Here is an 8880-nt window from a genome sequence, read left to right as displayed (position 1 = left end):
CCTCCACCCTGCGTGAGCGCTCGCCACGCTCGGCGCGCCGCCCACCGACCCTCCACCGAGCGTGGCGAGCGCTCACGCAGGGTGGAGGATCGGGGCGTCCCCCGGGTCGTCCCGGGGGCGTTCAGGCGGGGACGCGGTCGTGCTGCTGGGCCTGCGCCCGCTCCAGGGAGCGCCGGCGCAGCGCCTCGGACTGCTCGGCGATGCGGCGGGCCTTCTCCTCGTCGCGGGTGAGGTTCTGCCCGGTGCCGGGGTCGAAGACGTGCATGCGCCGCGGCTGGAACCACAGCCGGGCGGTGTCGCCGTCGCGCACGCCGCTCATGGCGTCCAGGCTGACGACGAGCTGGCTGCGCATGCTCTCCCCGTCCAGCTCCCGGTCCAGCTCGGCGAGCTGCGCGCGCGTCTCGTCGGCGGCCTCGAAGGGCACGTAGGCGTACAGCTCGTTGCCCAGCCACTCGGTGACGTCCACCTGCGCCTGGAACGTCACCGCCCCGTCGGGGGCGTCGGTGACGTCGGCGTCGTCGAAGTGCTCCGGGCGCACCCCGACGATGAGCAGCCGGCCGTCGTGCTCGGCGCCCACGGCCGCGGGCTTGGGCACGTCGCAGAACGGCAGCTCCAGCCGGTCCCCGCGCACCCGCGCGGGCAGGAAGTTCATCGGGGGCGAGCCGATGAACCCGGCGACGAAGAGGTTGACGGGCTGCTCGTACAGCTCGCGCGGGCTGGCGACCTGCTGCAGCACGCCCTTGCGCAGCACCGCCACGCGGTCGCCCAGGGTCATGGCCTCGGTCTGGTCGTGCGTGACGTACAGGGTGGTGGTGCCCAGGGAGCGCTGCATGCGGGCGATCTCGGTGCGCATCTGCCCGCGCAGCTTGGCGTCGAGGTTGCTCAGCGGCTCGTCGAAGAGGAACGCCTTGGCGTCGCGCACGATGGCGCGGCCCATGGCCACGCGCTGGCGCTGCCCGCCGGACAGGTTCGCCGGCTTGCGGTCCAGGTGGTCGTTGAGCTCGAGCATGTCCGCGGCGCGCTGCACGCGCTCGCGCACCTCGTTCTCGGGGACCTTCGAGTGGTTCAGCCGCAGCGGGAAGGCGATGTTCTCCCCCACCGTCAGGTGCGGGTAGAGGGCGTAGTTCTGGAACACCATCGCCAGGTCGCGGTCGCGCGGGGCGAGGTCGTTGACCTTCTTGCCGTCGATGAGCAGGTCGCCCTCGGAGATGTCCTCCAGGCCGACGACCATGCGCAGCAGGGTGGACTTCCCGCAGCCGGACGGGCCGACGAGGATGACGAACTCGCCGTCGGCGATGTCCAGGCTCACGTCGTTGACCGCCGGGAAGCCGTCGCCGTACCGCTTGACGATGTTCTTCAGTTCGATGCGTGCCACGATCAGATCCTGTTCCGGGCTCAGCCCTTGACGGCGCCGTTGGTGAGACCCGCGACGATCCGCCGCTGGAACACCAGCGCGAGGAGGACGACGGGGATGGTGACGATGACGGCGGCCGCCGAGATGGCGCCCGTCGGCTGGACGAAGTAGCTGGAGCCCGTGAAGGAGCTCAGCGCCGCCGGCACGGGCTGGGCGCGCGAGGTCGAGGTCAGCGAGATGCCGAAGACGAAGTCGTTCCAGGCGATGAAGAAGGCGATGATCGCCGTGGTGAACACCCCGGGAGCGGCCAGCGGCACGATGACCTTGCGGAACGCCTGCCAGCTGGTGGCGCCGTCGACCTGGGCGGCCTGCTCCATGTCCCAGGGGATGCCGCGGAAGAACGCCGACATCGTCCAGATGGAGATCGGCAGGGTCAGGGCCAGGTAGGGGATGATCAGGCCCGGGATCGTGTCGTACAGGCCGATGCGCCGCCAGAGGTTGAACAGCGGCGTCACCATCGTGATGACCGGGAAGACCGCGACGGCCAGGGCGCTGGTGAGCACCAGGCGCTTGCCGGGGAAGTTCAGGCGGGCGATCGCGTAGGCCGCGAACATCGCCAGCACCACGGCGATCAGCGTGGCGACCAGGCACGTGATGATGGAGTTGCGCAGCGCCGGCAGGAACAGCTCCGAGCCGCTGCCGGCGAAGATGCCGCTGTAGTTCTCCCCGGTCCAGGTGGTCGGGAAGAACTGCCGGTTCGACAGGTCCGACTCGGACTTGAAGCTCATGGAGAGGATGTAGACCACCGGGACGATCGCGTACAGGACGATGAGCAGCGCCCCCACGTACCAGCCGGCCTTCTCCTTCGTCGACATGGCACCCACGTCAGCCCTCCCCCCGTGCCCGCGCCAGGTCCACCTTGAAGACCTTGATCGCGATGAAGCAGATCGCCAGGACGCAGACGAACAGCAGCACCGAGACCGCCGAGCCGAGGCCGATCTCCAGGCGGCTGATCGTCTGGTTGTACGCCAGGGCGGAGACGGTCTGGGTGCCCGCTGCGCCCTGCGTCATGATGTAGACGTTGTCGAAGATGCGGAAGGCGTCCAGCGCGCGGAACAGCAGGGCCACCATGATGGAGGCCTTCATGTTCGGCAGCGTCACGCGCCACAGCCGCTCCCAGGCCGTGGCCCCGTCGACCTTGGCCGCCTCGATGGTGTCCGAGGGGACCTGCGCCAGCCCGGCCAGCAGCAGCAGCGAGATGAAGGGCGTCGTCTTCCAGATCTCGGACAGGCAGATGACCAGCAGCGCGGTCCACTTGTTGGCGAACCAGTCGAAGTCCTCCCCGACGCCGGGCACCACGGCGTTCATGAAGCCGGTGGTCAGCGCGAACGCGTACTGCCAGGCGTAGGCGGACACGACCGTGATGACCGCGTACGGCACCAGGATCGCGGTGCGGACGATGGGGCGCAGCCAGCCGAGCACCTTGTGCATGACCATCGCCAGGGCGAACCCGAGGACGAGCTCGACGGCCACGGTCACCACGGTGATGAGGGCGGTGTTGGCCAGCGCCTCCCACCACAGCGTGTCGGTGAGGATGACGCCGTAGTTGCGCAGGCCGATGAACTCCCGGTCCGCCGGCGCGGTGAGGCGGTAGCTGAACAGCGAGTCGTACAGGGCCTGCACGATCGGGTACCCCGTGACGAGCACGAGGATGACGAAGGCCGGCCCGGCCAGGTACCAGCCCAGCTTGGCCTCGGCCCTGGACTTGTCGCTGCCCCGGGAGCGCCGGGTGCTCCTGGGGTCCGCGGCGACGTCCGCGCCGAGCGGCGTGGCGGTGGCGCTCACAGCAGCTTCTCCCCTCGCAGCACCTGCTCGATGTACTCCTGCGACTCCTGCGGCGTCTGCTCGCCCACCGAGGTCACCGGCTGCCACTGGTCGGCGATGCCCTGGCTGACCTCGTTGTAGTAGGCGGTCTGCGGGCGCGGGGCCGCCGCCTGCAGCGAGGTGCGGATGGCGTCGTACATCGGGTACGCCTCCTGCACCTCCGGGTCGTCGTAGACGGACTCCAGCGCGGCGGGGTTGCCGTCGGAGACCATGTACGCCGCCTGGTTCTCCTGCGAGACGATGCACCGCACGGCGTCGAAGGCCAGGTCCGGGTTCTCGGAGAAGGCGCTGACCCCGATGTCGATGCCGCCCAGCGGCGGGGCGGCCGGCGTGCCGGCGTCCATCGCCGGGTACGTCGTCCAGCCGTAGTCGTCGAAGACCGCCCGGTCCATCGTGCCGCCCTCGGCGGCGGACTTGCCCTGGGCGTAGACGAACGGCCAGTTCACCATGAACGCGGCGCCGCCCTGCTGGAACAGGTTCGCCGTGGCCGCCTCGTCGCGGTTGTCCACGCCCGGCCCGGTGACCCCGGCCTCGGCCAGGGCGCGCATGACGTCCGCGGCGGCCCGGCCCGCGTCGGAGTCGATGCCCAGGCGGATGTCGGGCCCCTTGGCGTCGGGGTTCTCGATGACCTCCCCGCCCGCCGAGGCGATCATGGCGTTGACCCACACCGTCATGGACTCCGCGCGCTGGCCCTGCACGCCGATGGCGGTGTCCTGCGACTGCGCGGCCTCGATGAGCTGCTCCCAGGTCACCGGCCGGGTGGTGTCCAGCCCGGCCGCCTCGGCGACCGAGCGGCGGTACCACAGCAGCTGCGTGTTGGCCCAGAACGGGGCCGCGACCAGCTCGCCCTTCCAGCTGGCGCCCTGCACGGCGCCCTGCACGACGCCCGCGGACAGCTCCTGCTGCAGGTCCTCGGGGATGGGCTCGAGGAAGCCGGCCTCGGAGGTCTCCGGGACGAAGACGGGGTCCAGGCTCATCATGTCGATGGAGGTGTCGTTGCCGGCCAGGCGCCGCATGAGCTGCTCGCGCTGCTGGGCGGCGTCGCTGGGCAGGATCGACACCTCGATCCGGTAGGCGCCGCCGGAGTCCGCGCTGCACTGCTCCGCGATCCTCTGCTGTCCGCCGTTGTCGGGGTTGACGTACCAGTTCAGGGTCGGCGTCCCCGCCGCCGCCGATCCGTCCCCGCAGGAGAGCAGGGAACCGGCCAGCACCAGCGCGGCACCACCCGCCCCCAGCCGTCCGCGCCACCGCGTGCTCACGGGCTCCACCTCCGACGTCGTCGTCCTCGTCCGCCGTCTCGCGCGCTCAGGACGCCTTGCCTACACCTCCCCGGGGGGCCGCCGCCAGCCCTGCACCCCGCCGTACCGGCTCCGTGAGCGGACCGTGATCTCCGCGGGGCCCGGGCGGAGCCCGCGGCGGGCCCGGGCAGCGGGTCCCGGCGGCGGGCGCGGGCGGGCTTGGCAGGATGGCCCCATGGCCACTGACGACCTCACCCCCGCCCCGGGCACCCGCGCGAGCGGGCAGCCCGAGTACCGCGTCGAGCGCGACACGATGGGGGAGGTGAGGGTCCCGGCCGCCGCGAAGTACCGCGCGCAGACGCAGCGCGCCGTGGAGAACTTCCCGCTGTCGGGCACCGGCCTGGAGCGCTCCCACATCGAGGCGCTGGCGCGCATCAAGAAGGCCGCCGCCCTGGCCAACGCCGAGCTGGGCGTGCTGGAGGAGGAGCTGGCGCGCGCCGTGGCCGAGGCCGCCGAGGAGGTGGCCACCGGCCGCTGGGACGGCGAGTTCCCCGTCGACGTCTTCCAGACCGGCTCGGGCACCAGCTCCAACATGAACGCCAACGAGGTCATCGCGACCCTGGCCACCGAGCGCCTGGGCCGCCCGGTGCACCCCAACGACCACGTCAACGCCTCGCAGTCCTCCAACGACGTCTTCCCCACCTCCGTGCACGTGGCGGCCACCTCCGCCGTGGTGGACGAGCTGGTCCCGGCGCTGGAGCACCTGGAGGCCTCGCTGCGCCGCAAGGCGCAGGAGTTCGCCGGCGTGGTGAAGTCCGGGCGCACCCACCTCATGGACGCCACCCCCGTCACGCTGGGCCAGGAGTTCTCCGGCTACGCCGCGCAGGTGCGCCGCGGGGTCCAGCGCGTGCAGGCCACCGTCGGCCGCGTCGCGGAGGTCCCCCTGGGCGGCACCGCCGTGGGCACCGGCATCAACACCCCGCCCGGCTTCCCCCAGCGCGTCATCGAGCTGCTGGCCGCCGACACGGGCCTGCCGCTGACCGAGGCGGAGGACCACTTCGAGGCCCAGGGCGCGCGCGACGCGCTCGTGGAGCTGTCGGGGGCGCTGCGCACCGTCGCGGTGAGCGTGACCAAGATCTGCAACGACCTGCGCTGGATGGGCTCGGGCCCGCGCACCGGCCTGGGCGAGCTGCGCCTGCCGGACCTGCAGCCGGGCAGCTCGATCATGCCGGGCAAGGTCAACCCGGTGGTGCCGGAGGCCGCGCTCATGGTGTGCGCGCAGGTCGTCGGCAACGACGCCGCCGTGGCGTGGGCCGGGGCCAGCGGCTCCTTCGAGCTGAACGTGCAGATCCCCGTCATGGCCCGCAACGTGCTGGAGTCCACCCGGCTGCTGGGCAACGCCGCGCGCCTGCTGGCCGACCGCACGGTCGACGGCCTGGAGGCCGACGTCGAGCAGTGCCGCCGCTACGCGGAGTCCTCCCCCTCGATCGTCACCCCGCTGAACCGGGTCATCGGCTACGAGGCGGCCGCGAAGGTCGCCAAGCACGCCGTGGCCGAGGGCACCACCGTGCGCGAGGCCGTCGTGGCGCTGGGCTTCGTCGAGCGCGGCGAGGTCAGCGAGGCGCAGCTGGACGAGGCGCTGGACGTGATGTCGATGACCGCCCCGAAGGGCGCCTGAGCCCGGTCCCCCGGCCCGCCCCGGCGCCGTCGGCGCGCCGGGGCGGGCGCGCGCGGGAAGACTGGGCGGGTGCTCCCCCAGCTCCTGCTCGTCCTGCTGGGCGCCCTCGCCCTGACGATCGTCTCCTTCCGCCGCGGCTGGCAGGCACCGCTCGTGCTCGCCGTGACCGGGGCGGCCGTCTCCTTCGTGCCGGGCCTGCCCCGCCTGGAGCTGCCCCCGGACGTGATCCTCTCCGTGGTGCTGCCGCCGCTGCTGTTCTCCACCACCACCGACTTCTCCTGGCGCGGCTTCCTGCGCCGCTGGCGCTCCATCACCAACCTGGGCGTGCTGCTGGTGGTGGTGACCACCGCGGCCGTGGGCGCGCTGGCCGCCTGGGCGGTGCCCTGGCTGGGGCTGGGCACCGCGCTGGTGCTGGCCGCCGTCGTCTCCCCGCCGGACGCGGTGACGGCCGTGGCCATCGGCGGGCGCCTGGGGCTGCCCACCCGCGTGCTGACCACCCTCAAGGGCGAGAGCCTGGTCAACGACGCGGCGGCGCTGACGCTGTTCTCCACCGCCACCGCCGCGGTGGCCGGCACCGAGACCGTCATCGGGGACCCGGTGCTCTTCTTCCTCTTCGAGGCGGTCGGCGGGGTCCTCGTGGGCGCGGTGCTGGGCCGGGTGGTGCACGCCGTGCGCACCCGGCTGTGGAACCCGGCGAACATGACCGCGCTGGCCGTGCTGACCCCGTTCACCGCCTACGCGGTGGCCGAGGCGCTGCAGACCTCCGGGGTGCTGGCGGTGGTGGCCGCCGGCTTCGCGCTCTCGCGCCGCTCGGTGCGCACCGTGTACGCCACCCGCATCGCCGAGCGGGACGTGTGGAACCTGCTGGACGTGCTGCTGGAGGCGTTCGTCTTCGCCTACCTGGGCCTGCAGTTCAGCTTCCTGCTGCGCGACGCGCTGGGCGAGGGCTCCGGCGCGGCCGCGCTGGCCGGGGCGGCCGCGGTCGTCCTGGCGGGGGTCGTCGCCGTGCGCGTGGCGTGGGTCGTGGGCGGCGGGGTGCTCATGCGCCGGGTGCTGCGCGGGCGCTTCTCCCCCGGCGGGCGGCACTACAGCCCCCGCGAGGACCTGGTGATCGCCTGGACGGGGATGCGCGGGGTGGTGACGCTGGCGGCCGCGGCCGGCATCCCCGAGCGCACCGCCTCCGGCGAGCCGTTCCCGCACCGCGCCGACCTGCAGGTGCTGGCCTTCGCGGTGGCGGTGGGCACCCTGCTGCTGCAGGGCTCCACGCTGCCGCGGCTGATCCGGCGGCTGCGCCTGGAGGCACCCGAGGAGCGCGAGTGGCTGGAGGAGCAGCGCCGCCGCGCGCGCGAGCTGGCCTCGCGCACCGCCCGGGCGGAGCTGACGCGCGCCCGCGACGAGGCCGGGGACCCGGTCGAGCGGCACGTGGCGGAGCTGGTGCTCGAGCGCGCCGAGCAGCTGGCGGCGCTGCGGGCGGCGGAGGGCGCCGAGACGGAGGGCGCCGCGGAGGGCCGCCGGGCGGGCGAGAGCGGCGTGGCGCTGCGCCGGCGGATGATCCGCGCCCAGCGCGAGGCCCTGGTGAGCGCCCAGGAGGAGGGCCGGATCGCCGAGGAGGCGGTGCGCGAGTCCCTGGAGCAGCTGGACCTGGACGAGGCGTCCCTGTCGCACCGCAGCTCCCCGCGCCTGTAGCGCCGGGCCGGGCGGCGGCCCGGGCACGCCCCGGGCACGCCAGAGGGCGCCGACCCCGGCGGGGTCGGCGCCCTCTGGCGTGCGGGTCAGCGCGAGCGGTGCTCGGGCCTCAGCGCGAGTAGTACTCGACGACGAGCTGCTCGTCGCAGGTCACCGGGATCTGCTCGCGCACGGGCAGGGCCTGCACGCGGGCGGTCAGGTCCTGGCGGGCGACGTCGAGCCAGCCGGGGATCTCGTTCTCGCTCCAGCCGCCCTCGGCGGCCACGATGAACGGGGTCTTGGCCTTGCTGCGGGCCGCGACCTCGATGACCTGGCCGGGCTGCAGCCGGTACGAGGGGCGGTCCACGCGACGGCCGTCGACGTTGATGTGGCGGTGCACGACCATCTGGCGGGCCTGGTAGATGGTGCGGGCGAAGCCGGCGCGCCACACGACGGCGTCGAGGCGGGTCTCCAGGAGCTGGACCAGGTTCTGGCCCGTCTTGCCCGGCTTGCGCTTGGCCAGGTCGTACGCGCGGCGCAGCTGGGTCTCGCTGACGTCGTACTGGTAGCGCAGGCGCTGCTTCTCGCGCAGCTGGGTGGCGTAGTCCGACGCCTTCTTCTGCTTGCGGCCGTGCATGCCCGGCGGGTACGGGCGGCGGTCCATGTAGCGGGCGGCCTTCGGGGTGAGGGCCACCCCCAGGGCACGGCTGATGCGCACCTTGGGACGCGCGTTGTTCACTGCTTCCTCCTGATCGTAAGGTGAGCCTGACCTCAGTCGAGAAGAGCTCGACACGGCGGACGCCGGGAGGTCAGGACGATCGCGCTCCGAGGAGGCACACGTGACCAGGTGGACCACGGCACCGGGCGAGCATTCGGAGCGCACCGCCCCCAACTCTAGTGCCTGCGGGCAGGTGCCCCCGACACGGACCGGCGAGCCGCAGCGCACCACGCCCGCGCAGTGGGCCCGCACGCTGGCCCGGGGCACCGTGCCCGGCACGCTGCACCTGCCCGCCGCGGCCGGCGGCTGCCCCCACCGCGCGGCCCGGGCCGCCGTCCACGCC

7 protein-coding genes are annotated in these 8880 nt (G+C 73.2%); 2 read left to right on the top strand and 5 right to left on the bottom strand.

Going from position 1 to position 8880, the window contains the following annotated elements; genetic code table 11:
- Nucleotides 1-121 precede the first annotated feature (121 nt).
- From GTR00_RS08470 to GTR00_RS08455, 4 genes are read right to left on the bottom strand one after another with little or no spacing between them, the layout of a single operon-like run.
- The gene (locus GTR00_RS08470; RefSeq protein WP_166611189.1) at nt 122-1375 is read right to left on the bottom strand and encodes an ABC transporter ATP-binding protein; all 1254 of its coding nucleotides are present in this window, start codon (nt 1373-1375) and stop codon (nt 122-124) included.
- Between the two features lie 20 nt (nt 1376-1395).
- Nucleotides 1396-2229: a carbohydrate ABC transporter permease gene (locus GTR00_RS08465; RefSeq protein WP_166611188.1), complete on the bottom strand. Its 834-nt coding sequence runs from the start codon at nt 2227-2229 to the stop codon at nt 1396-1398.
- Between the two features lie 10 nt (nt 2230-2239).
- Entirely contained in the window at nt 2240-3199 is a 960-nt protein-coding gene (locus tag GTR00_RS08460) for a carbohydrate ABC transporter permease (RefSeq protein WP_166611187.1), read from the bottom strand.
- Nucleotides 3196-4497, bottom strand: coding sequence for an extracellular solute-binding protein (locus tag GTR00_RS08455; RefSeq protein ID WP_323132335.1), 1302 nt, complete (start codon nt 4495-4497; stop codon nt 3196-3198). Before GTR00_RS08455 ends, GTR00_RS08460 begins: the two co-directional genes overlap by 4 nt.
- A 214-nt stretch (nt 4498-4711) precedes the next feature.
- On the opposite strand from GTR00_RS08455, the gene GTR00_RS08450 reads away from it, so the two are divergent.
- Both GTR00_RS08450 and GTR00_RS08445 read left to right on the top strand, forming a co-directional pair.
- The gene (locus tag GTR00_RS08450) at nt 4712-6154 is read left to right on the top strand and encodes a class II fumarate hydratase (protein ID WP_166611185.1); all 1443 of its coding nucleotides are present in this window, start codon (nt 4712-4714) and stop codon (nt 6152-6154) included.
- 69 nt (nt 6155-6223) lie between these two features.
- Nucleotides 6224-7840, top strand: coding sequence for a Na+/H+ antiporter (locus tag GTR00_RS08445; protein WP_166611184.1), 1617 nt, complete (start codon nt 6224-6226; stop codon nt 7838-7840).
- A gap of 109 nt (nt 7841-7949) precedes the next feature.
- Here GTR00_RS08445 and rpsD read toward each other — a convergent pair whose 3' ends face one another.
- Nucleotides 7950-8558 carry a 30S ribosomal protein S4 gene (gene rpsD, locus GTR00_RS08440; protein WP_166611183.1) on the bottom strand — a complete coding sequence of 203 codons (609 nt, stop codon included), beginning with the start codon at nt 8556-8558 and terminating at the stop codon, nt 7950-7952.
- Nucleotides 8559-8880 lie beyond the last annotated feature (322 nt).

Origin of the sequence: Kineococcus indalonis, from assembly GCF_009906395.1 — a bacterium.
Lineage (GTDB): Bacteria > Actinomycetota > Actinomycetes > Actinomycetales > Kineococcaceae > Kineococcus > Kineococcus indalonis.
Note: the sequence above shows the minus strand (reverse complement) of the source record. Positions and strands in the feature narration are given on the sequence as shown.

Coding starts and splice junctions, on each gene's coding strand:
- GTR00_RS08450 (WP_166611185.1), top strand. CDS start 4,712: ATGGCCACTGACGACCTCACCCCCGCCCCGGGCACCCGCGCGAGCGGG.
- GTR00_RS08465 (WP_166611188.1), bottom strand. CDS start 2,229: ATGTCGACGAAGGAGAAGGCCGGCTGGTACGTGGGGGCGCTGCTCATC.